This window comes from Mycobacterium sp. 141, assembly GCF_000382405.1.
Classification (GTDB): Bacteria; Actinomycetota; Actinomycetes; order Mycobacteriales; family Mycobacteriaceae; genus Mycobacterium.
In genome coordinates this window covers 218,798-239,961 of the sequence record NZ_KB908256.1, presented here as the reverse complement: position 1 = coordinate 239,961, position 21,164 = coordinate 218,798, and the positions used below count along the sequence as shown (strand labels likewise).

25 protein-coding genes and 1 tRNA gene are annotated in these 21,164 nt (G+C 65.5%); 12 read left to right on the top strand and 14 right to left on the bottom strand.

Translation table 11 applies throughout. The features are described 5' to 3' along the window. The first annotated feature begins 500 nt into the window (after positions 1-500). Positions 501-1,469 carry a glycosyltransferase family 2 protein gene (locus H276_RS22530; protein ID WP_196807830.1) on the top strand — a complete coding sequence of 323 codons (969 nt, stop codon included), beginning with the start codon at positions 501-503 and terminating at the stop codon, positions 1,467-1,469. Between the two features lie 42 nt (positions 1,470-1,511). On the opposite strand, the gene H276_RS0103890 is transcribed toward H276_RS22530, so the two are convergent. From H276_RS0103890 to cobC, 6 genes are all read right to left on the bottom strand, one after another. Next, the gene (locus tag H276_RS0103890) at positions 1,512-1,883 is read right to left on the bottom strand and encodes an LppP/LprE family lipoprotein (protein WP_081625399.1); all 372 of its coding nucleotides are present in this window, start codon (positions 1,881-1,883) and stop codon (positions 1,512-1,514) included. A 162-nt stretch (positions 1,884-2,045) separates the two neighbouring features. Then, positions 2,046-2,438, bottom strand: a complete 393-nt coding sequence (locus H276_RS0103885; RefSeq protein ID WP_155942941.1) for a hypothetical protein — start codon at positions 2,436-2,438, stop codon at positions 2,046-2,048. 180 nt (positions 2,439-2,618) lie between these two features. Continuing rightward, entirely contained in the window at positions 2,619-3,716 is a 1,098-nt protein-coding gene (locus H276_RS0103880; protein WP_019969994.1) for a bifunctional RNase H/acid phosphatase, read from the bottom strand. After that, complete coding sequence (locus tag H276_RS0103875) at positions 3,713-4,441, bottom strand: zinc ribbon domain-containing protein (protein WP_019969993.1); 729 nt, start codon at positions 4,439-4,441, stop codon at positions 3,713-3,715. Before H276_RS0103875 ends, H276_RS0103880 begins: the two co-directional genes overlap by 4 nt. A gap of 12 nt (positions 4,442-4,453) precedes the next feature. After that, positions 4,454-5,593 (bottom strand): Nif3-like dinuclear metal center hexameric protein, encoded by a 1,140-nt coding sequence (locus tag H276_RS0103870; RefSeq protein WP_019969992.1) that lies wholly within the window; start codon positions 5,591-5,593, stop codon positions 4,454-4,456. Further along, positions 5,590-6,612 (bottom strand): Rv2231c family pyridoxal phosphate-dependent protein CobC, encoded by a 1,023-nt coding sequence (gene cobC / locus H276_RS0103865; protein WP_019969991.1) that lies wholly within the window; start codon positions 6,610-6,612, stop codon positions 5,590-5,592. Before cobC ends, H276_RS0103870 begins: the two co-directional genes overlap by 4 nt. Positions 6,613-6,713: 101 nt before the next feature. Here cobC and H276_RS0103860 point away from each other — a divergent pair, with 101 nt between their 5' ends. The 3 genes from H276_RS0103860 to H276_RS0103850 are packed head-to-tail and all read left to right on the top strand — an operon-like array spanning position 6,714 to position 8,687. Next, positions 6,714-7,346, top strand: coding sequence for an HAD-IA family hydrolase (locus H276_RS0103860; protein WP_019969990.1), 633 nt, complete (start codon positions 6,714-6,716; stop codon positions 7,344-7,346). Beyond that, positions 7,339-7,869, top strand: coding sequence for a low molecular weight protein-tyrosine-phosphatase (locus H276_RS0103855; RefSeq protein ID WP_019969989.1), 531 nt, complete (start codon positions 7,339-7,341; stop codon positions 7,867-7,869). The genes H276_RS0103860 and H276_RS0103855 overlap by 8 nt, the downstream gene beginning before the upstream one ends. Then, positions 7,869-8,687: an SURF1 family protein gene (locus tag H276_RS0103850; RefSeq protein WP_019969988.1), complete on the top strand. Its 819-nt coding sequence runs from the start codon at positions 7,869-7,871 to the stop codon at positions 8,685-8,687. Before H276_RS0103855 ends, H276_RS0103850 begins: the two co-directional genes overlap by 1 nt. Here H276_RS0103850 and H276_RS22525 read toward each other — a convergent pair. Beyond that, entirely contained in the window at positions 8,587-9,618 is a 1,032-nt protein-coding gene (locus H276_RS22525) for a cobalamin biosynthesis protein (RefSeq protein ID WP_019969987.1), read from the bottom strand. The genes H276_RS0103850 and H276_RS22525 overlap by 101 nt on opposite strands. Before the next feature lie 35 nt (positions 9,619-9,653). Here H276_RS22525 and H276_RS0103840 point away from each other — a divergent pair, with 35 nt between their 5' ends. From H276_RS0103840 to H276_RS0103815, 6 genes are all read left to right on the top strand, one after another. Further along, a complete protein-coding gene (locus H276_RS0103840) occupies positions 9,654-10,481 on the top strand; it encodes an oxygenase MpaB family protein (RefSeq protein ID WP_026356558.1) in 828 nt (275 codons plus the stop codon). Positions 10,482-10,488: 7 nt separating this feature from the next. Continuing rightward, the gene (locus H276_RS0103835; RefSeq protein WP_019969985.1) at positions 10,489-10,884 is read left to right on the top strand and encodes a VOC family protein; all 396 of its coding nucleotides are present in this window, start codon (positions 10,489-10,491) and stop codon (positions 10,882-10,884) included. A 150-nt stretch (positions 10,885-11,034) separates the two neighbouring features. Beyond that, positions 11,035-11,925, top strand: a complete 891-nt coding sequence (locus H276_RS0103830; protein ID WP_026356557.1) for a L,D-transpeptidase family protein — start codon at positions 11,035-11,037, stop codon at positions 11,923-11,925. 143 nt (positions 11,926-12,068) lie between these two features. Then, entirely contained in the window at positions 12,069-12,230 is a 162-nt protein-coding gene (locus tag H276_RS24490) for a hypothetical protein (RefSeq protein WP_019969983.1), read from the top strand. Between the two features lie 108 nt (positions 12,231-12,338). Then, entirely contained in the window at positions 12,339-13,550 is a 1,212-nt protein-coding gene (locus H276_RS0103820; RefSeq protein WP_019969982.1) for a hypothetical protein, read from the top strand. Between the two features lie 12 nt (positions 13,551-13,562). After that, positions 13,563-13,889: a hypothetical protein gene (locus tag H276_RS0103815; RefSeq protein ID WP_019969981.1), complete on the top strand. Its 327-nt coding sequence runs from the start codon at positions 13,563-13,565 to the stop codon at positions 13,887-13,889. 4 nt (positions 13,890-13,893) lie between these two features. Here H276_RS0103815 and H276_RS22520 read toward each other — a convergent pair whose 3' ends face one another. Next, positions 13,894-14,244, bottom strand: a complete 351-nt coding sequence (locus H276_RS22520; protein ID WP_019969980.1) for a hypothetical protein — start codon at positions 14,242-14,244, stop codon at positions 13,894-13,896. Further along, the gene (locus tag H276_RS25600; protein WP_026356556.1) at positions 14,241-14,471 is read right to left on the bottom strand and encodes a hypothetical protein; all 231 of its coding nucleotides are present in this window, start codon (positions 14,469-14,471) and stop codon (positions 14,241-14,243) included. Before H276_RS25600 ends, H276_RS22520 begins: the two co-directional genes overlap by 4 nt. A 239-nt stretch (positions 14,472-14,710) precedes the next feature. Between H276_RS25600 and H276_RS24480 the strand changes: the two genes are divergently transcribed. Continuing rightward, positions 14,711-15,367, top strand: coding sequence for a tyrosine-type recombinase/integrase (locus tag H276_RS24480; protein ID WP_019969979.1), 657 nt, complete (start codon positions 14,711-14,713; stop codon positions 15,365-15,367). Positions 15,368-15,371: 4 nt separating this feature from the next. Here the strand turns inward: H276_RS24480 and H276_RS0103795 are convergent, their stop codons facing one another. The 5 genes from H276_RS0103795 to H276_RS0103775 all read right to left on the bottom strand — a co-directional run bounded on the left by H276_RS0103795 (position 15,372) and on the right by H276_RS0103775 (position 18,186). Then, complete coding sequence (locus tag H276_RS0103795) at positions 15,372-16,283, bottom strand: hypothetical protein (RefSeq protein WP_019969978.1); 912 nt, start codon at positions 16,281-16,283, stop codon at positions 15,372-15,374. A 187-nt stretch (positions 16,284-16,470) separates the two neighbouring features. Further along, a tRNA-Val gene (locus H276_RS0103790) sits at positions 16,471-16,545 on the bottom strand. A gap of 44 nt (positions 16,546-16,589) precedes the next feature. After that, positions 16,590-17,051, bottom strand: a complete 462-nt coding sequence (locus tag H276_RS0103785; RefSeq protein WP_019969977.1) for a peroxiredoxin — start codon at positions 17,049-17,051, stop codon at positions 16,590-16,592. Positions 17,052-17,082: 31 nt separating this feature from the next. After that, a complete protein-coding gene (locus H276_RS0103780; RefSeq protein WP_019969976.1) occupies positions 17,083-17,514 on the bottom strand; it encodes a DUF3052 domain-containing protein in 432 nt (143 codons plus the stop codon). A gap of 96 nt (positions 17,515-17,610) precedes the next feature. Then, positions 17,611-18,186 (bottom strand): hypothetical protein, encoded by a 576-nt coding sequence (locus tag H276_RS0103775; RefSeq protein WP_019969975.1) that lies wholly within the window; start codon positions 18,184-18,186, stop codon positions 17,611-17,613. A 145-nt stretch (positions 18,187-18,331) separates the two neighbouring features. Between H276_RS0103775 and aceE the strand changes: the two genes are divergently transcribed. Then, positions 18,332-21,121, top strand: a complete 2,790-nt coding sequence (gene aceE / locus H276_RS0103770; RefSeq protein WP_019969974.1) for a pyruvate dehydrogenase (acetyl-transferring), homodimeric type — start codon at positions 18,332-18,334, stop codon at positions 21,119-21,121. Positions 21,122-21,164: the final 43 nt, after the last annotated feature.

Genomic DNA, 21,164 nt, shown 5'->3' with positions numbered 1-21,164 from the left:
TATCTGGGTTTGTTTGTCAGCGGGGTTCGACCATGTAGTCGCGACTTTGCCGGCGATAGGAAAACGCCGCTACCACCGAAAATCGGACAGACCCGACCGAGAACGGGGACGTCCACGTAGCCCCACGTAGCCATTGACACACCAGCGACCCTGCATTACGTTCGTCGACGACGAGTTCAGTGGCGCGGCAGGTCCCGGCCGAATGCAAGCGTATGACAGCTCGATGTTGGAGGATATGGCTGGGGCAACAAGGAACTGGAGTATTTGCAGCGCTGGCGATAATATAATCCTTGGCGGCACTGGTAACTTGGCCATCGACATTCTCCCAGCTCAAAGCTTCAACTATTGCTCAGATCGACTTTCCCGCAGTCGGTTGAAATCGACATTATGGAGTTGTTGAGTCGTTCTCTGAGCAACGTTACCGACCCAGATACTTATTGATTATGTTTGTGTCTATCGAATGCTAAATCCATGACAATGTTGGAAAATGTGATATGACGATGACTGAGCCGAACGCAAATAATGCGGAAAAATCGAGCATCGACGATATGAGCATTTCTGTCGTGATGGCGGTCCACACCGAGGAGCGCCTCGAAAATATCAGGGCCGCACTGGAATCGCTTCGTCATCAACATCTCAAACCTCAAGCGGTGATCGTGGCCGTCGACAACAACGATGCGCTGGCCTCTCTCTTGCAAGAGCAATTCGACTGGGTGACTGTCGTTACCAACCGAAACCACAGAGGCGCATCGGCCACGCGCAACCGCGGAGTCGAAGTGGTGGAAACGGAATACACCGCATTCCTGGATGACGATGAGACGGCCGATCCGACTTGGCTGGAGGAACTCACCAGGCCGTTCGACGAACCCGACGTGGTCGGCACTGGCGGAAAATACCGACCGATGTGGCCCACCCAGATGCCCATATGGTTTCCACCCGAGTTCGAGTGGGCGGTCGGGGGGTCGTATGAAGGCTTGCCGACCGTGACGGCGCCGGTTCGAAATGTTTGGTCGGGCAATATGGCAGTGCGAACCGAAAGCTTCCGCAAGGTGGGCGGGTTCAGTGTCGACTTCGGGAAACGCGGGACACTACCTCAACCGGAAGACACTGATCTCTGTATACGTATGGCAGCCGCTACCCAAGGTCATTGGATGTACGTCCCCGCAGCTACTATCAATCACGTCGTCCCGCCGTCGCGCGCCACGTTCAGGTTTTTTGTCTCTCGCTGCTTCACCGAGGGGAGCGGCAAAGCGGCGATGAGGAACAGGCTGGAGTCTGAGTCCATCATCGACACGGAACGTGATTATGCGTGGACGGTGCTTCGTACGGCCATGCGGCGACTCTGTTCGCTTCAGTGGGGCGAAACGCTGCAGGGTCTCGTCATTCTGCTCGGTCTGACTAGCGCTGCTTCGGGCTACATTCTGGTCCAGTTCAAACGGATGACGTCACACCGAGGTCGAAGTAGCTAGCCGCTCCTGAATAACGTGCCATCAAAACGAATGCCGTTGCTGCTATTGCGGCAGTGGATCGAGCATCGTGACGTGGTCCCCGTCCCACCGGTATCGCACGCTTGTGACCACGCCGTCCTGGCAGGCCCCACAGCTCTGTCCGTGTCGGTAATCGAGAACGACGGTGTCGTCGGTGGTTTGCGACGCATTGAACGACGTGTAGCCACGTGCCACCGCGGTAGCAGTACCCACATACGATCCGTTATGAAATATCAGTGCAGTTACCGGCGAGCTGCCGGTGGCTCTTTCGACGGATACGAGAGCCGTCGACAGCGGTGCACACTCGTTGTAATTTCCCGCGATGTAGCGAGGGTCGGCATCCCACATCCAGTCGGTCCCCGGGTACGGTGGCAATTGCTTGATTGCAGCAATCACCGACGGCGCACCTAGGTTCACCTCGCAAGGCTCTGGAGCGGCGGCAGCCGACCCCGGCATCGCGATCATGGTCGCAGAGACCATCACTGAGACAAGTCCAGGCCCACAAGCGATGAGCTTCATACTTCTCCTTATTCACGAAAATTGTTGATTGACAACGCATTACAACGGAAGTACCACTATCTCCATGGCCTGATCGGCGTCGTTTCCTTCACCGACGATGTACTTGCACATCGTGGTGCCGCGCATACCACCGGCCATCGTGAAATCAGTGTCGCAGTGGTAGCGCCTGAGCGGTGATGACGCTGGCAGCCGCGGAATGCTGTCGCCGCCCAGCACCTGAGCGAAGTGGTCGTTCAGGACGGCCCGGGCCTGGTCACAACTTGGACCACCCGCGTCGATCATCAAAGTGCCCGTCTTCCGCGAGTTGGGGTAGGCCAGCTCACCGCAGCTGACCTCGTCAGCATTCGCCGTCGGTGCCCACGCCAAACACCCGACAATCGCAATCGCCAGGGCCATTCCCGCGCCCGCTACATTCGCGGTCCCATGTCTCATCTTTCGCACCTTCCCGCCTTGCGATAGTCCGCCATCTAGCTCTAGCCGTTGTTTCTATCACCACGACACGGGATTGCGGTCGGCCAACTGAGCAGTTAGCCATCGTTGACAGCAAACTTCGTACCTTCGACGGACAGGGAGCGCCCTGCTCACCAACCGGCACCTGCACGCTAGAGATCGCTACAGGTAGGCGGTTTGGTTCACCAGCCGTACCGACGACGCACCGTCATCGTAGAACTCGGCGATCGACAACGACGCCAGATCGAGGTGTAACCGGTAGAGGATGCCCTCGCCGGCGTCGAGCGCGAGCCGCAGCACGGTCTTGATCGGTGTCACATGCGACACCACCAACACCGTGGTCGCGCCATGCTCGGCGATGATCCGATCGCGTGCCCGACGCACCCGGTCGGCGACCGCGTCAAAACTCTCCCCACCGGGCGGCTCCACGCTGGTGTCACGCAGCCACCGCCGGTGTATTTCCGGGTCTCGTTGCGCCGCTTCGGCGAACGTCAGTCCCTCCCAGGCGCCGAAATCGGTCTCGATGAGATCGTCGTCGACGGTGACGTCGAGGCCGAGCGCCTTGGCGGTGGTCGCAGCGGTGTCGTAGGCCCGTTGCAGCGGCGAGGTCACTACTGCGGAAATCCCGCCCTGCGAACCGAGGTAGCGGGCCGCCGCGTCGGCCTGGCGGTGACCGAGCTCGGTCAGTGCCGGGTTACCCCGTCCGGAATACCGCCGCCCGACGGACAATCCGGTCTCTCCGTGCCGCAGCAACAGCAGCCGCGTCGGCGCTCCTGTGGCGCCGGTCCAACCCGGAGGGGCGGGCTTGTCCGCGGATCCCCCTGCCGCAACGGGCTTCTCGGCGGCAGTCGGCCTCCCGGTACCGGCATCCATCGCCTCGTTCGCCAGCCGGTCGGCGTAAGCGTTACTCGCCCGCGGAATCCAGGTGTAACTCACCTGGTCGAAATGCGCCGCCAGCGCTGCTGCTTCCCGTTGCAGCACAGCCAGATCCGGATGTTTGACACGCCAGCGGCCCGACATCTGCTCGACCACCAGCTTGGAGTCCATGGACACTGCGACCTCGTCGGCCCCTGCGGCAGCGGCGGCCTCCAGGCCCGCGATCAGACCGCGGTACTCCGCGACATTGTTGGTGGCAACGCCGATGAACTCGTTGCGCTCGGCCAGTATCGAGGCATGATCGGCGGTGAACACCACCGCCCCGTAGCCGGCCGGCCCGGGATTGCCCCGCGCTCCCCCGTCGGCCTCCACAAAGACTTTCACGGTTTGACCCGCAACAGGATCGCGCCACACTCGGGGCAGCGCAGCACATCGTCATCGGCTGCCGCAGTGATACGGGCGATCTCGCCTCGGTCGATCTCGATTCGGCACGCCCCACACCTTCGGCCCTGCAGCGCCCCGGCGCCGGCACCACCACCGGCCCGCTGTCGCTCATAGAGCCCGACGAGTTCGGCGTCGATCACCTCCACCAGCGCCGCCCGCCGGGCCTGACACACCTCGCGCGTCTGATCGAGTTCCACCATGACGCCGTCGCGCGTATTTTGGGCCTCGGACAGCTTGATCTGCAGTTCGTCGATCCGGGCCAGCTGATCGGACTGCTGGGAGAGCAACTCTTCGCGGCGCTCCATGATTTCCAGCAGGGAATCCTCCAGGCTGGTCTGCCGGCGCTGCAAGGTCTCCAACTCGTGCTGAACCTCGGTGACCTGCTTGGCCGCAACCGCTCCACTGTCGAGCAGCGCACGGTCGCGGTCTTCGCGCTGACGTACCGAGTCGATCTCGGTTTCGAACTTGGCCACCTGGGTGCCCAGATCCTCCAGCGCAATCCCCAGTGCGGCCAGCCGGTCATTGGCAGCACTGTGCTCGGCCTGCGCCTCTTGGAGCCGGTTCTGCTCGGCCAGATTCTTGGCGCGATGGGCGATGCGACCCAGCTCGGCATCCACCTCGGTCAGCTCCAGAAGCGAACGCTGTTGGGATACTGCAGCTTTCATGTTCTTGACTCCCTACGCTCGACTCTCGATATTCCACGGATCGGTACGCACACTGCAGACCCGCACCGGCAGCGCATCACCGAAGTGCCCCCGCAGCACCTCTGCCGCCTGGGAGCACCACGGAAACTCGCTGGCCCAGTGTGCGACATCGACCAGGGCCACCTCTGAGGCCCTGCGGTGCTCATCGGCGGGGTGATGGCGCAGGTCTGCGGTGACATAGGCCTGGACCCCCGCCGCGTCGACCACACCGAGCAGGGAATCCCCCGCTCCCCCACAGACCGCGACCCGCGACACCATGACCGCCGAATCGCCTGACGCCCGCACGCCCCACGAGGTTGCGGGCAGGGCCGCATGCACCCGGGATACGAACGCCGACAACGACTCCGGGTTCGGCAGTGTGCCAATCCGACCCAGCCCGACATCACTCGGAACGGGTGCCAGCGCAATGATGTCGAAGGCGGGTTCCTCGTACGGGTGTGCAGCGCGCATTGCGGCCAGGATGCCGGCCCGTAGCCGTGACGGCGCGATCACCTCGACCCGGTCTTCGACGACCTGCTCGACGGTTCCGACCTGACCGATCGCCGGATCAGCGCCGTCGTGTGGCAGGAATTGTCCGGTCCCGGCAACACTCCAGCTGCACTGCGAATAGTCACCGATACGCCCAGCGCCCGCGGTGAACAGCGCTGCACGCACCGCAGCGGCGTCAGATGCCGGGACGAACACGACCCACTTGTCCAGGTTCGGGCCGGCCGCCACAGGTTCAAGTACGCCTTCCACCCGCAGCCCGAGCGCTTCGGCCAGCGCGTCGGACACCCCGGGTGAGGCCGAATCGGCGTTGGTGTGCGCGGTGAACAAGGCGCGGCCGGTACGGATCAGGTGGTGCAGCAGCGCACCTTTGGCGGTGTTTGCGGCGACCGTGTCCACCCCACGCAGCAGCAGTGGATGGTGGGCCAGCAGCAGGCCACGCTCAGGCACCTCAGACACAACGGCGGCCGTGGCGTCGACCGCGATGGTCACCGATTCGACTGTCTCGTCGGGGTCACCGCACACCAAGCCAACGGAATCCCAGTCCTGCGCCAACCCCGGTGGATACGCGGCGTCCAGCACCGTGATGACATCAGCCAGTCTGACGCCGGGCAACCGCGTGCTCATCTCAACACCTCCGTCACCGCGTCCACCAATACCGGCCACTCCGCCCGAACCGCAGCCCGCAGGTAGTGACCCGGTAGGCCAACGAACGTATCGCAGCGCCGCACGGCAATACCTTTGCTTTCCAGATGCTTTCGCATCAGCTCCGCATCCGGCACGGCGAAGAGCACGAACGGGGCCGCCCCGGCGACCACGTCGAGGCCCAGGGCACGCAGCGCGGCGGTCATCTCGGTGCGCAACGCAGCCAGCTTGCGGGCTCCCGCTTCGGCTTCGGCGATCGCCGCCGGTGCGCTGGTCGCAGCGATCGCCTCCAGTTGCAGGGTGCCCAGCGGCCAGTGGGCACGCCGGGCGGTGAGGCGGGCCAGCACCCCGGGCGCGCCGAGTGCGTACCCGACCCGAAGTCCGGCGAGCGCCCACGTCTTGGTCAGGCTCCGCAGCACCAGCACGTCGGGCAGCGCGTCGCCGGCCAGCGACTCCGGCTCGCCGGGGACGGCATCGGCGAACGCCTCATCGACCACCACCAGGCGCCCGGGCCGCCGCAGCGCGAGGATGTCCTCACGGGAGTGCAACACCCCGGTCGGATTGGTCGGGTTGCCCACCACCACGAGGTCGGCCTCGTCCGGAACGACGGCGCCATCCAACGTGAACGGTGCCGACAGCACCACGTGGTGAACAGGCACCCCGGCGGCGGTCAGGACGGCCTCCGGTTCGGTGAACGACGGCGCGACCAGGGCGGCCAGCCGCGGCCGCAGCTCCGCCAGCAGCGCAATGCCCTCAGCACCGCCTGCGAGCAGCGCAACGTCGGATTCACGACGGCCGTGCCGGGCCGCGACCGCGGACACCGCGCGCCGTTCGTCGGCCACGCTGGGATAGCAGCCCAGATCAGCCAGCCGGGCCGCCAACCGCGCGGTCAGCCAGTCCGGTGGCGCCCCGGCACGCACGTTGACCGCGAAGTCCAGCTGCCCGGGCAAGGCGGCCTGGTCACCGTGGTAGCGAGCGGCCGCGCGGGTTGGACTTGCCACAGCACGACAGTAGTGGTCGGGCCACTGTCTCGGGCATCGGGGAGAATGGGTGTGTGACTGGTCCTGCAACTAACACGTCGGCCGCTACGCGCCCCCAGCTGGTGCTGTTCGACCTCGACGGCACCCTGACCGATTCTGCCGACGGAGTCGTGTCCAGCTTCCGCCACGCGCTGGCCCAGATCGGCGCTCCCGTCCCCGAGGGTGACCTCGCCAGCCTCGTCGTCGGCGCGCCCATGCATTACACGCTGGGCGGAATGGGTCTGGGTGACGATGCCGACGCCGCGATCGCCGCCTACCGCGCCGACTACACGAGCCGCGGCTGGGCTATGAACCGGCTGTTCGACGGTATCGAGCCGCTGCTCGTCGATCTGCAGAAAGCCGGGATCCGGCTGGCGGTGGCCACCTCGAAGGCCGAGCCGACCGCGCGGCAGATCCTCGAGCACTTCGGTCTCGACGGGTACTTCGAGGTGATCGCCGGGGCCAGCCCGGACGGCACCCGCGCTGCGAAGGCCGACGTGGTGGCCCACGCGCTGGCTCAATTGCAGCCGCTGCCGCAGCGCGTGCTCATGGTCGGCGACCGCGTTCACGATGTCGAAGGCGCGGCTGAACACGGCATCGACACCGTGGTGGTCGCGTGGGGTTACGGGCGCGACGACTTCGCCGGCCCCGCCGCGCTGGCCGCGCACGCCCATGTCGAGACCATCGAGGCGCTGCGCGAGGTGCTCGGTGTCTGAGCGGCGGGCAGGAGCGCAGCGACCCGGGGATCAGCACGTCCTGCATGTCACGTTCGTGTGCACGGGCAACATCTGCCGGTCGCCGATGGCCGAGAAGATGTTCGCCCACCAGATCGGCCAACGCGGCCTGGCCGACCGGGTCCGGGTGACCAGCGGCGGCACCGGCGGCTGGCATGTGGGCGACGGCGCCGACCGCCGCGCCTGCCTGGTGCTACGGGACCACGGATACCCGAGCGACCACCGTGCCGCGCAGGTCGACGCCGACCACCTGGGTGCCGACCTGGTGATCGCCTTGGGCCGCGACCACGCCCGGATCCTGACGGAGCTGGGGGTCGACGGCGGCCGGTTGCGAATGCTGCGGTCGTTCGATCCGCGCTCGGCAACCCGCACCCCGGATGTCGATGACCCCTACTACGGCAGCCAGGCCGACTTCGAGGATGTCCTGGCCGTGATCGAGGCAGCGCTGCCCGGCCTGCACGACTGGGTCGACGCCACTCTGGCCGAGCGGGAAAGCCCACGCTGATGCGAAGACTGGGGTTCCTGCTCCGGCCGCAGTGGCTGGCGCTGTTCGTCGTGGTGATGGCGTTCGCCTACCTGTGCTTCACCGTGCTGGCGCCGTGGCAGCTGGGCAAGAACACCAGAACCTCGCGGGAGAACAACCAGATCTCGGCCTCTCTGAAAGCCGATCCGGTACCGGTGACAGGCATTCTGCCGCAACAGGATTCGAGCGCCCCCGACGCGCAGTGGAAGCGGGTCACCGCCACCGGCCACTATCTGCCCGAGGCACAGGTCCTGGCCCGGCTGCGGGTCGTCGACGGGGATCCCGCTTACGAGGTGCTGACGCCGTTCGCCGTCGACGGCGGGCCCACCGTACTCGTCGACCGCGGCTATGTCCGTCCTCAGCAGGGCACCTCGGTGCCACCGATCCCGGATGCACCCCGCAACCCGGTGACCATCACCGCCCGGCTGCGGGACTCTGAACCGGTGATCAGCGGCAAGGAGCCATTCCGTGCCGATGGCGCCGAGCAGGTCTATTCGATCAGCACTTCACAGGTCGCCGCCGTCACCGGCGTGCCACTGGCCGGCTCATATCTGCAACTGGTCGAGGACCAGCCCGGCGGCCTCGGCGTTATTCCGCTGCCCCACCTCGACGCCGGGCCGTTCCTGTCGTACGGCATCCAGTGGATCGCGTTCGGCATCGTCGCCCCGATCGGCTTGGGCTACTTCATATTTGCCGAAATCAAGCAGCGGCGCGCCGAACGCGCCTCGCGCCCGCCGACCCCTGAGACTCCCCTGACCACCGAGGAGAAGCTCGCCGACCGGTACGGCAAGCGGCGCTGAGCGCCTTCGATCGCGCAATCGCCACCACCACTGCGACCAACGCGGAAGCAGCTTGGACGGCGCGCGAGAGCCGCACCGCCCGGTCCAGATCGGCGACCTCGGGAATCCGCCCGTCACCCAGCGTGGGCCGGATCTCCAACCGGTGGGCGTACTGCGTCGGACCACCCAGGCGCACCCCCAGCGCCCCCGCGAACGAGGCCTCCGCCACCCCGGCGTTCGGGCTGGGATGACGCGCGGCGTCGTTGCGCCATGCACGCAGCGCAGCTACCGGAGACCCGCCCACCACGGGCGCGCACAACGCGGCCAGAATCCCCGTCACCCGGGCCGGAAGGTAATTGAGCAGATCGTCGAATCGTGCTGCGGCCCAACCGAACCGTTCGTAGCGCGGGGACCGGTGTCCGATCATAGCGTCGAGCGTATTGGCGCCGCGGTACACCAACACGGCGGGCACCCCGCCCACGGCGGCCCACAGCAACGGCGCCACCTGCGCGTCGGAAGTGTTCTCCGCGAGCGATTCCACGGTCGCGCGAGCGATGCCCGACGCGTCCAGTGCCGCCGGGTCGCGCCCACATAACGACGGCAGCAGTTCCCGTGCACCGGAGATATCGTCGGCGGTCAGCAGGCTCGCCATCTGGGCGCCCGCCCGGTTCAACGACGTGCCACCCAACGCGATTAACGTCGCGGCGGCCGTCACGGCCGGCCCGCCTCGGCGGCCCGCCAGCATGCCCAGCAGCCACAGGCCGCTCAGCAGCAGCACGGTATGCCGCAGTCCGGCCGAACGACTGTCGGTGTAGGTCAGGCGCTCCAACCGCGCGGCGACAGTACCGAACCCGGCGACCGGATGGCCGCGCCGCGGATCACCCAGCAGCAGATCGGCGAGATACCCGGCGGCGATACCGGCAGCCCGGCCGTGACACGTCGGCACAAACATGTCGGCAGCGTCTCACAAGTGGTCTACTCGAATTCATGAGGCTGGGTCCCCCACGACAACCGCGCAGGGTGGTCGATCTGCTCAACCCCGCCGCGGTACTGCTGCCCGCAGCCAATGTCATCATGCAACTGTCGGTTCCAGGAGTCGGGTACGGCGTGGTGGAAAGTCCCGTGGACAGCGGCAACGTATACAAGCACCCGTTCAAGCGGGCCCGCACCACGGGTACGTACCTGGCTGCGGCAACCCTGGGCACTGACGCCGATCGGGCGCTGATCCGCGCGGAGGTCAACAAGGTGCATGCTCTGGTGCGCTCGAATGCATCAAGCCCGTTGCCCTACAACGCTTTCGACCCCAAGCTGCAGTTGTGGGTGGCGGCCTGCCTGTACCGGTACTACGTCGACATGCACGAATTCCTGCACGGACCGCTCGATGATGCGTCGGCCGACGCGGTCTATGCTGACGCCCGCACACTCGCCACCACCCTGCAGGTCCGCGAGGGCATGTGGCCCGCCGACCGACAGGTCTTCGACGAGTACTGGAAACAGTCGCTGGACGGTCTGCGCATCGACCCGCCGGTGCGGGAGCACCTGCAAGGGGTCGCCGCAATGGCGTTCCTGCCCGCGCCGCTGCGGCTGCTGGCCGGCCGCTTCAACCTGTTCGCCACCACGGGGTTTCTTCCCACGACGTTCCGGGACCACATGCAGCTGCCTTGGACGCCCGGGCAGCAGCGCCGGTTCGAGCTGCTGCTGACCGGCCTGCGCGTCGCCGACCGGATCATCCCCCGCGACCTATGGGTCTTCATCTACCGGCTGTACCTGTGGGACATGCGTTCCCGGGCCCGCCGGGGCCGCCGTGTGGTATGACGCACGCATGGCATTTCCTGCACTCAACCACGTCGCTGTGACCGTCCGAGACCTCGCCGTCAGCGGGCCCTGGTACCGCGCCCTGATCGGCGCCGACCCAGTGCTCGACGAACGCACCGACGCCGGCTTCCACCACCTGGTGTGGCTGCTCGAAGGCGGCACCCTCTTCGGCATCCACCAGCACGACCAGCCGGCCACCGCCGACGAGTTCAGCGAGTTCAAGGTCGGGCTGGACCACGTCGGCTTCGGTTGCGCCACACGGTCAGACCTAGAAGCCTGGGTCACCAAACTCAACGAATTGGGCATCGAACACGGCGGCGTCGTCGACGCACCGTACGGCTCGGGCCTGAGCTTCCGCGATCCCGACGGCATTGCTTTGGAGTTCTTCGCGCCAGCTGGGTAGGCGGTACTCGGCGCTGTCGTCGGGTGAGCCGATTACGCTGTGTCTGAGAGGTACCGGTTTCCGTGCCACACAGGCGCTCTGCGGTGCTTGAGACCGGGTCGCGCAGCGCAGCGCTACGAGTCTGTTTCCGTGAAGTGGCTGGAGGAGCATATGTCGAGCAGGATGAGAGGGAGGCTCTTCGCCGCTCTGAAGACAGCCGGAATGGCTTCGATATTGGTCGGGGCGCTGGTGCTGGGTACCGGCACCGCGTGGGCGGATCCGGTTCCCGGCGATCCGGGGGTCGTCGCGGGCCCCGGTGCGGGGCAGGACCCGACGCCGTTCATCGGCACGGCGCCATTCGGACCGCCGACGATTTCCCCCGTCAACGGCACGACGGTCGGTGTGGCGCAGCCCATCATCATCAACTTCCCGGGGCTCGTCGATAACGCTGGCGCAGCCGAAAATGCCGTCCACGTCTCTTCGGTCCCGCCGGTTGCCGGCAAGTTCTACTGGATGACGCCCACGCAGTTGCGCTGGCGGCCACTGAACTTCTGGCCCGCGCACACCGCGGTGACCATCAACGCAGGTGGCACAGTGTCCAGCTTCCAGACCGGAGACAGCTTGGTAGCCACGGCCGACGACGCCACGCACCAACTGACCGTCACCCGCAACGGGGCCGTGGAGAAGACCATCCCGATGTCCATGGGCATGACGGCCGGCGGCCACCAAACGCCGAACGGCACCTACTACGTCCAAGAGAAGATGCCCTCCGTGGTGATGGATTCCTCTACCTACGGCGTTCCGGTCAACTCACCGTACGGATACAAGACCACAGTCGAGCTCGCCGTCCGATTCGACGACAGCGGCGACTTCGTACACAGCGCTCCCTGGTCGGTGGCCGACCAGGGCAAGCGCGACGTGAGCCATGGCTGCATCAACATCAGCCCTACCAACGCAAAATGGTTCTTCGACAACTTCGGCGCCGGTGATCCCATCATCGTGACGAACTCCAGTGGCGGTACCTACTCCAGGCACGACGGCTCCAACGACTGGCAAAACTAGCTTCCGGCGCTTCGCGAAGACGAGCGAAGATCCTGCCCAGCTTGGGTGCCAACGGGTCGTCCTGCCGGCGCCAACTTGCCGCCACTTCCCGACCACGTGGCCAGGTAACCTACTGCCGTAGGTTGACCTGTTGGGGGGATGACATGGCAAACGATCTGAACGTCAATGCCGATGGTTTGCGGGTTGCCGCCGTCGCCAGCGACGACGTAGTCGCCGGGTTGACGGGGGTGGCAGCAGCGGCAGTGCACACAGCCCAGCAGCGCCGGGGTGGCCGCGCTGAATGCGGCACTGACTTCGGCGCGTAGCCGCCAGGCAAGGCGGATGTCCGGCCAGGCCGACGACCTTTCGGTCAGCAGCGCCCGGTACGACACCGCAGCCGGCACCGGCGCTAATGCCATAACAACGGTAAGCCTGTGACCCCTGCTACCGGCGGATCCGATGTTTCGTTAACCCGCTCGAAGATCGAAAACTGGGACACCTCCGACCTCACCACAGCGGCCGAGGCGTGGCGGCAAGCAGCCGCCAAGTCCGAAGCGGCGTTCGACCAGCATCGTCAGAACGTCGCGGCACCCGGCGGCACCACCTGGGAGGGCGATGCCAAAGACGCCGCGCTGGACCGGGTGAGTGCAGACCAGGCTGTGGTCGGCAGGCAGGGTGATGTCCTCCGCGAGGGTGCCAGCGTTGCCGAGGACGGCCACCACGACATCCAGGCTGCCAAGCGTGATGTGCTGACCTCGATCAGCGAGGCCGAGGCCGACGGTTTCAAGGTTGCCGAGAACTTGTCGGTCACCGACGGTCGCCGATACGACATCACCACCATTCGAGACCGCAACGGTGCTGCTAAAGAGCACGCCGAAGACATTCTCTGGCGTGCCGAACAGCTCGTCCAGACCGACAGCCTCGTGGGTCGACGACTTGAGGGCAAGGCCAGCGAACTCGACGGGATCCGGTTCGACGGCGAGGGCGACGGGCGCGATGGCGCAGTGCAGCTGGTCGACTACACCATGCCGCAGTCGCCGCAGTTTCCCCTCCCAACTGACAGGCCATGGGAATACAATCTCGACCTCACCAGCACCAGGAAGCTGGACCAGGAAGGCAAGCCCAGCGCGGGCACCATCGCCAGCATTGACGACGTGTGGAAAGAACTCAATCGCTGTTTCAATTGCAATTTTCCCATCGGCGGCGCGCCCAAAGAATTCCCGAAGGTTGGCGACAAACTGCCGCTCTCGGTGGGTATGGGCAGCAACGGACCGAACTTGCCGTTTCCGGTGGAGGTCACTCAGATCGACAAGAGCGCTAGCGAGATAAACATCGAATTCAAGACCCTGCCCGGTCACGTAGACGGTGAGGGTTCGACTATTCACTTCCGGTTCTACGAGTCTGGTGGTGAACTCCATTTAGGTGTGCGAGGCGCAGTCGCGCACGGCCCTGGTGCCATAGATTCATTCCCCAGGGGCCTCACCGCACCGCTCGAGCGTGTGGGCTATACAGCGGTTGCCGGTGCCACCTGGCAACCTTACATCGACCGCCTGACCTCGAATATCGCCGCCGCCGAAGGCGTGCCCGTCGCGAGCATGCGCCCCGAAATTGGTGGTCCTGACATGCCGATCGTCCTACCCAGATAAGGTGATTCAACGATGACGCAGCAGCTTAAATCGGTCGCACTGCGGGTAGTCCTTTTCGCTGTTGGCGTCGGAATAGGAATGTTGCTGTTTCTTGCGTGCAGCATGGCGCTCGGCGTCTTTGGCTTTCCGCCGGGTTACGCGCTCTACAACGGGTATTTTCTCGGTATCGCGGTCTGGGCCGTTATTGCGATAGTGGCGTATCTCCAAACGAAGAACTGGGCACCGGAGTCTCGGTGGAATCTAGCCGCGTTCTTGGCCGGAATCGCTGCATTCCTGCTGGTCGGCGCGATTGGTGTCCTGGTAACGACACCACAGTTTTTGATCTTCTGGCCTAATTAAGGACTCAGCTCGGCCCGACCACCGGCAACCTGAACACCTCGCAGCCATCGGCACTGGCGGGTTCGACCGGCCGCAGCGTTGGCACCCACGCGCCGCAGCGGTCACAGCTGGTGAAGCTGCTCACCGCTACGCGTTCCAGGGCCAGGTCGAGCGCCTGGCGGTTGCTCAGGTGCCGCACGGCAGCCTCCACCTCGGCAGGCGTCCAGCGCGGCGGGGCGCAGCGCCCGCACTGACACCCGACCAGCTGATCAGGCAGGGCCGGTGTCGACATGTCGGCACGTACCTTCGCGCGGCCCAGCTGGGCCAGCCGGCCACCAGAACCGTTGGGGTTGGAGCAGTTCGTCATCGTGGTCATGCCGGGCCGATCTTGCGGCGCATCCAGTCCGGCGGCGGGCCAAGCTTGCCTTCGCGGGCACGGCGGGCGGCGTCCATCGGGGTGACGATATGCATCTGGGCACCGGCTGAATGCACCAGCACGTCGTAGGCGACCACCGCCGCCGCTACCCGATCGGGCTGGTGCTGCCCAGCCTCCCACGCGCACGCCTGGGCCTCGAAGTCGGGCGATACCCAGCCACCCGGCAACGGCCGGTCTCCAGCGCGGCCAGCAGTCCGGTGGCGCGTGCCACGGCATCGCCCTTGCCCCGGTCAGTGCCTTTGGTGGCCATCCGGTCACCCGCACCGGTCTGTTCAGCGTGTACTTGGGCAGCGCCTCGGTGACCAGGCGCGTGTAGGTGGCCCTGGCGGCGAACGCTTCCACGGAGATTTCTGATGCGCCCACGTCGCGCGCCAGCTCAACAGCGCGGCGGCTCCACTGGTCACTGGTGAAATGTCCCAAGATCACCGCCGCCGAGATGGCCACGTGGACACCCGAACAGGCGGCGGCGTTCCGCGCCCACGTGGCCGACGACCGGCTGGCGGCGTGCTGGCTGTTGACGCTGGCCGGGCTGCGCCGGTCGGAGGTGCTGGGCCTGCGCTGGGAAGACGTGGACCACGACGCCGGGACCATCACCGTTGCTCAGGGGCGGGTGGTTGTCGGTGGTGGCACGGTAACCGGTGCGCCGAAGTCCGTCCGCTCCGCGCGGACCCTGCCGATGCCCAGCGATGTGCTGGCGGCGCTGCGGACCTTCAAGACCCAGCAGGCCGAGGAGCACCTGGCGCTCGGTGGTGGCTGGCCCAATACCGGCCTGGTGGCAGTCAATGCGGACGGCTCCCCCATCCGGCCCGAGACCTACTCCAAGGCGTTCGGCGGCCACTGCGTAGCGGCAGGGGTGCCGGTGATCCGGCTGCACGACGTTCGGCACACCGCCGCCACGATGCTGCTCGACGGCGGCACCACACCGTCGGCTACGGCCAAGTGGCTGGGCCACGATCCGGCCATCACCCTGCGGGTGTACGGCCACGTCTACGACGACGCGCTGGCGTCGGCGGGCGATGCGCTGCTGGGCCGGTCACGTGCCAGCGGCAGTGACGACGCCTGACGACTCATTCCTTCGTGTCATCGTCATCGTCGTCGGGCGGAATCTGCACTTCAAACTTGATCTGCCCGTGTTCGTCCAGATCATCCAAGGTCGGCGGTGCCTCCTGGAATTTCGCGGCGAACGACCGAATTGCTTTGCCGTAGAGGGACCGATCTATCACGTCGAACACCTTGCTCATGGGGGTGACGACCGCAATTCCCATGTTCACCAGCTCCGGCGTCACCACTGCCGACGTAATGCCCTTATCCGCGGGGGCGGATTCGATGGGCGCATCCCAGTGCCCTTGGACCACGCCGAGCAGATAGAGCGCTGGCTTGTCATCGCCGCGTCGATATTGGCGAACATTTCCCTCAAGCCGTAAGAGCCCAACGTCCACGAATACCGGCGACCCGCTCAGGCCACCGACCGACCGCGACTCCACCAGGTATGCCTCAATTTCCCCGATCCGTGAGGCGACAGGATCCGTGGGCATCGCGCAGATATTTCCAAACCGCATCATCGGCTCGTTACGTTGCTTGCCGTGGTGCCTGACGAACAGTCCGGCAAACGCAACCTCGTTCCCGATACCGATCTGCTCGGACGCGATCACTTCGGGCGTCGCCGCCAGCTCCGAACCAACACAGCGAATGTCGAACTCTGACGAGTTTGGCAGTGATTCCCATTGACAGAACGCAATGTCGATGACCTCCTCGGATACGTCTGGCTTCATCCACTTTTCGGCCTCGATTTCCACCAACCGGAACCCGCCATCCTTGGTGTTGACACGCAGATATGTCTTCCCGTCGTCGCTTCTCTGTTGGATGTTGGCCACCACGTGAAGCGCCGTCACCACGACGACCCACCGAACCGGCGGCGTTGCCAACCCGAGGAAGAATGCCGTGCCGACAAGGCTTAGGTTCGCCGCCGAACGTGCCATAGACGAAGCAAACGCAGTCCCGGTATACGGGCGATATCAACATGAAGACATTGAACGCCGGGGCACCGACAGCCAACAGCGCCACCGGCAGCGGTGAAGCCTGATCCGTTGGCCAGTTCTTGGCCAGTCGGGGGTTCGCCGGGGCTAAGTACCAAACCGGAAAACCGGCTTCTACCTGGTGATTTGTTGGTGGGCGCGGACGGTATCGAACCGCCGACCGCTGGTGTGTAAAACCAGAGCTCTACCACTGAGCTACGCGCCCCGTCGCAGCACGGTACACGGCACGGCGGCACGACGGGAAATCCGCTACGCGCGTAGCGCCGCCAAGGCCTGTCGCCACGCGGATTGATCGCGTGGCTGACCCGGTTCCATCACCTCGGCGAACCGGATGATGCCCGACCGGTCGACGACGAAGGTGCCGCGGTTCGGATAGCCGGCGTCGTCGTTGAAGACGCCGTAGGCCTGCGCGACGGCGCCGTGCGGCCAGAAGTCGGACAGCACCGGGAAGGTGAAACCGCTTTGGCCGGACCAGATCTTGTGGGTCGGTGGGGGCCCGACGGAGATCGTCAGCGTTGCGGTGTCCTCGTTCTGGTAGCCGGCCAGATTGTCCCGGATCTCGTCGAGCTCGCCTTGGCAGACAGCGGTGAATGCCAATGGGAAGAACACCAGCAGCACATCTTTGGCGTTGCGGAAGCCGCTCAGAGTCACCGGACGGCCGTTCTGATCCCGCAGCGTGAAATCCGGTGCCGCAGTTCCCACCTGGAGCACTAGCGGTGCTTTTGGCTCTTCGCGCAAGCGCTCATCGCCTACCAGCCGCCTTGGACTTCGGCTGCACCAACCGGCTCGCCGTCCAGTCCCCCAGCTTGGCCGATGAGGTCTGCATCAACCCGGCGGTCGGAGCCGATTCGGCGATCTCGGCGGGCTGCACGTGGCCGGACTTGCCGGTCTTGGGCGTCACCACCCAGATCACGCCGTCCTCGGCCAGCGGGGTGATGGCGTCCATAAGCCGGTCCACGAGGTCCCCGTCGCCGTCCCGCCACCACAGCAAGACGACGTCGACCACTTCGTCCGCATCTTCGTCGAGCAGCTCGGAGCCGCACGCATCCTCGATGTCGGCCCGGATGTCGTCGTCGGTGTCCTCATCCCAGCCCAATTCCTGGACTACCTGATCCTTGTTGATGCCCAGACTTTGGGCGTAGTTCGGGTCAGAGTCCTTCCCCGCCGCGACCACCGTCGATCCTCCTTCAGGCTTTCTTGTGCGCTGCCGATGCGTTTTCGTCCTAATCGTCGCATGTCGATGTCCAAGCGCGGGCGCGTGCCGGTCAGTTCATCGATACGCCTTGTCGCACCGGTCCAGCGCGTCGGTCTTGGCGGTGTTGGACCGGTCGGTTGCCGCGTTGATCGTATCGACCGCGGCATCGTTCGAAATGGCCGTCGCCAGCGCCCGGGCGGAGTCCACCCACTCGGTCAGCGCTGCGCGCAGATCCGGCGCGAGCGCATCGACGATACCGGAACTTACCAGGTCAGCACTGTGATTGAGGGCATCGGCGGCCGATGCGACCTTCGACTGCACATCGCCGTGGTTGTTCGCGGCGGCGACGTAAGCGTTGACGGCGTTGACCGCGTCCACCGACGAGGTGCTCATGTCCTCACACACGGTCCGGACTGCCTGGGTGGTCGATGCCGCCTGGCGTTCCGACTCCCGGGTCGCCGAGCTGGACTTCGAGGCGTCGATCGATGCCGATATCGAGGCGCGGTACAGCTGGGCTTCCTGCTGGTCAGCGACGGGTACACCAGCGGACATCCGCGTGCAGCCGACAATCACCATGGCAGCCGTCGCCGCACTCCCGACCACGACCCCGGCGATTCGCAGCCTCGCCCGCCACTGTCCACCCACCCGCACGATCTGCAGACGTTACCGGCTGGAGCCCATTCCGATGGGTTCATTGCACTGGACACCCCAACGGCACGAATACGGCACGATAGGTGGACGATAGAGGGCGCCACAAGCACCCATGAGTTGTTAACCGCCTAACAAGGAGCGGAAGTTGACCACCGAGTTCGCGCGCCAAGACCTGGCTCAAAACTCCATCACCGCAGCAGAATCCGATCGGGTTCGGGTGATTCGGGAGGGGGTTGCGTCCTATCTTCCCGATATCGATACCGATGAGACCGGGGAGTGGCTGGAGTCGTTCGACGAGTTGCTAGCGCGTTCGGGGCCGGCCCGGGCCCGGTATCTGATGCTGCGCCTGCTGGAACGGTCCCGGGAGAAGCGGGTGGCAATCCCGGCGCTGACCTCGACTGACTATGTCAACACCATCCCGACCGATCTGGAGCCGTGGTTCCCCGGCGATGAGGATGTCGAGCGGCGCTACCGCGCCTGGATCCGGTGGAATGCCGCCATCATGGTGCACCGCGCGCAACGCCCGGGGGTCGGCGTGGGCGGACATATCTCCACCTACGCTTCGTCAGCGTCGTTGTACGAGGTGGGTTTCAACCATTTCTTCCGCGGCAAATCCCACCCCGGTGGCGGGGATCAGGTCTTCATCCAGGGCCACGCCTCCCCCGGTATCTACGCGCGTGCCTTCCTGGAAGGCCGGCTGACCGCTGATCAACTCGACGGTTTCCGCCAGGAGCACAGCCATCCGGGCGGCGGCCTGCCGTCGTATCCGCACCCGCGGTTGATGCCCGACTTCTGGGAATTCCCGACGGTGTCGATGGGCCTGGGCCCGATGAACGCGATCTATCAGGCCCGGTTCAACCACTACCTGCACGACCGCGGCATCAAGGACACCTCCGATCAGCACGTGTGGGCGTTCCTCGGCGACGGTGAGATGGACGAGCCGGAAAGCCGCGGCCTCATCCAGGTGGCCGCCAACGAGGCGCTGGACAACCTGACCTTCGTGGTGAACTGCAACCTGCAACGTCTCGACGGCCCGGTGCGTGGCAACGGCAAGATCATCCAGGAACTGGAGTCGTTCTTCCGCGGGGCCGGTTGGAACGTCATCAAGGTGGTCTGGGGCCGTGAATGGGATGCCCTGCTGCACGCCGACCGCGACGGTGCGCTGGTGAACCTGATGAACATCACCCCCGACGGGGACTACCAGACCTACAAGGCCAACGACGGCGCCTACGTGCGCGACCACTTCTTCGGCCGTGACCCACGCACCAAGGCCCTCGTCGAGCCGATGACCGATCAGGAGATCTGGAACCTCAAACGCGGCGGCCACGACTACCGCAAGGTGTATGCCGCCTACCGGGCCGCCACCGAACACAAGGGCCAGCCCACCATCATCTTGGCCAAGACCATCAAGGGCTACACCCTCGGACAACACTTCGAGGGCCGCAACGCCACGCACCAGATGAAGAAGCTGGCGCTGCAAGACCTCAAAAATTTCCGCGATGTCACCCGAGTCCCCATCTCCGATGCCCAGCTCGAGGAAGATCCCTACCTGCCGCCCTACTACCACCCGGGCCCGCAGACCCCCGAGATCCGCTATCTGCTGGATCGTCGCCGCGCCCTGGGCGGATTCGTGCCCGCGCGGCGCAACAAGAGCACTCCGTTGGCGCTGCCCGCTCCCGAGACGTACAAGGCGCTGAGGAAGGGTTCGGGCAACCAGGCCGTGGCCACCACCATGGCCACGGTGCGCACCTTCAAGGAACTGTTGCGCGACAAGAACATCGGGCCGCGGCTGGTGCCGATCATTCCCGATGAGGCCCGTACCTTCGGCATGGACTCGTGGTTCCCGTCGTTGAAGATCTACAACCGCAACGGGCAGCTCTACACCTCGGTGGACTCGGCATTGATGCTGGCCTACAAGGAATCCGAAGCCGGGCACATCCTGCACGAGGGCATCAACGAGGCCGGGTCCACTTCGTCGTTCACGGCGGTCGGCACCTCGTATTCGACCCACGACGAGCCGATGATCCCGATCTACATCTTCTACTCGATGTTCGGGTTCCAGCGCACCGGCGACGGGTTGTGGGCGGCGGCCGATCAGATGGCCAAGGGCTTCGTGCTCGGCGCCACCGCGGGTCGCACCACATTGACCGGCGAAGGCCTGCAACACGCCGACGGGCACTCGCTGCTGCTCGCCTCTACCAACCCCGCCGCGGTCACCTACGACCCGGCGTTCGCCTACGAGATCGCCCACATCATCGAAAGCGGCCTGCAGCGGATGTACGGCGAGCACCCCGAGAACGTGTTCTTCTACATCACCATCTACAACGAGCCGTACGTGCAGCCCGCCGAACCCGACGGCCTGGACACCGAAGCCCTGCTCCGCGGCATGTACCGCTACCGCGCCGCCGCCGAGCCGCGGGCCCACAGCGCCCAGATCCTGGCCTCCGGCGTGGCGATGCCCGAAGCCCTGCGGGCGGCAGATCTGTTGGCCGAGCAGTGGGATGTCGCCGCGGATGTGTGGTCGGTGACCAGCTGGGGTGAGCTCAACCGCGAGGGGGTGGAGATCGAACGCCACCGGCTGCGCCATCCCGATCAGCCGTCGCAGACACCCTTTGTGACCACCGCACTGGCCGGGGCGACCGGCCCGGTGGTGGCCGTATCCGACTGGATGCGGGCGGTGCCCGAGCAGATCCGCCCCTGGGTCCCCGGCACCTACATCACGCTGGGCACCGACGGGTTCGGCTTCTCCGACACTCGCCCCGCCGCGCGCCGCTACTTCAACACCGACGCCGAATCCGTTGTCGTCGCGGTACTGGAAGGGCTCGCCCGCGACGGCAACATCGATGCCTCAGCTGCCGCCGAAGCCGCTCGCAAGTACCGCATCGACGACGTCGCCGCCGCCGCAATCTCCTACGCAGACACCGGCAGCGCATAACTTTCTCCGCGAGCAGACACTGCGGTACCCGAAATGCGGCGTG

Coding starts and splice junctions, on each gene's coding strand:
- H276_RS22530 (WP_196807830.1), top strand. CDS start 501: ATGACTGAGCCGAACGCAAATAATGCGGAAAAATCGAGCATCGACGAT.
- H276_RS0103885 (WP_155942941.1), bottom strand. CDS start 2,438: ATGAGACATGGGACCGCGAATGTAGCGGGCGCGGGAATGGCCCTGGCG.
- H276_RS0103875 (WP_019969993.1), bottom strand. CDS start 4,441: ATGAAAGCTGCAGTATCCCAACAGCGTTCGCTTCTGGAGCTGACCGAG.
- H276_RS0103870 (WP_019969992.1), bottom strand. CDS start 5,593: ATGAGCACGCGGTTGCCCGGCGTCAGACTGGCTGATGTCATCACGGTG.
- H276_RS0103850 (WP_019969988.1), top strand. CDS start 7,869: ATGCGAAGACTGGGGTTCCTGCTCCGGCCGCAGTGGCTGGCGCTGTTC.
- H276_RS22525 (WP_019969987.1), bottom strand. CDS start 9,618: ATGTTTGTGCCGACGTGTCACGGCCGGGCTGCCGGTATCGCCGCCGGG.
- H276_RS0103840 (WP_026356558.1), top strand. CDS start 9,654: ATGAGGCTGGGTCCCCCACGACAACCGCGCAGGGTGGTCGATCTGCTC.
- H276_RS0103835 (WP_019969985.1), top strand. CDS start 10,489: ATGGCATTTCCTGCACTCAACCACGTCGCTGTGACCGTCCGAGACCTC.
- H276_RS0103830 (WP_026356557.1), top strand. CDS start 11,035: ATGTCGAGCAGGATGAGAGGGAGGCTCTTCGCCGCTCTGAAGACAGCC.
- H276_RS24490 (WP_019969983.1), top strand. CDS start 12,069: ATGGCAAACGATCTGAACGTCAATGCCGATGGTTTGCGGGTTGCCGCC.
- H276_RS0103815 (WP_019969981.1), top strand. CDS start 13,563: ATGACGCAGCAGCTTAAATCGGTCGCACTGCGGGTAGTCCTTTTCGCT.
- H276_RS22520 (WP_019969980.1), bottom strand. CDS start 14,244: ATGACCACGATGACGAACTGCTCCAACCCCAACGGTTCTGGTGGCCGG.
- H276_RS0103795 (WP_019969978.1), bottom strand. CDS start 16,283: ATGGCACGTTCGGCGGCGAACCTAAGCCTTGTCGGCACGGCATTCTTC.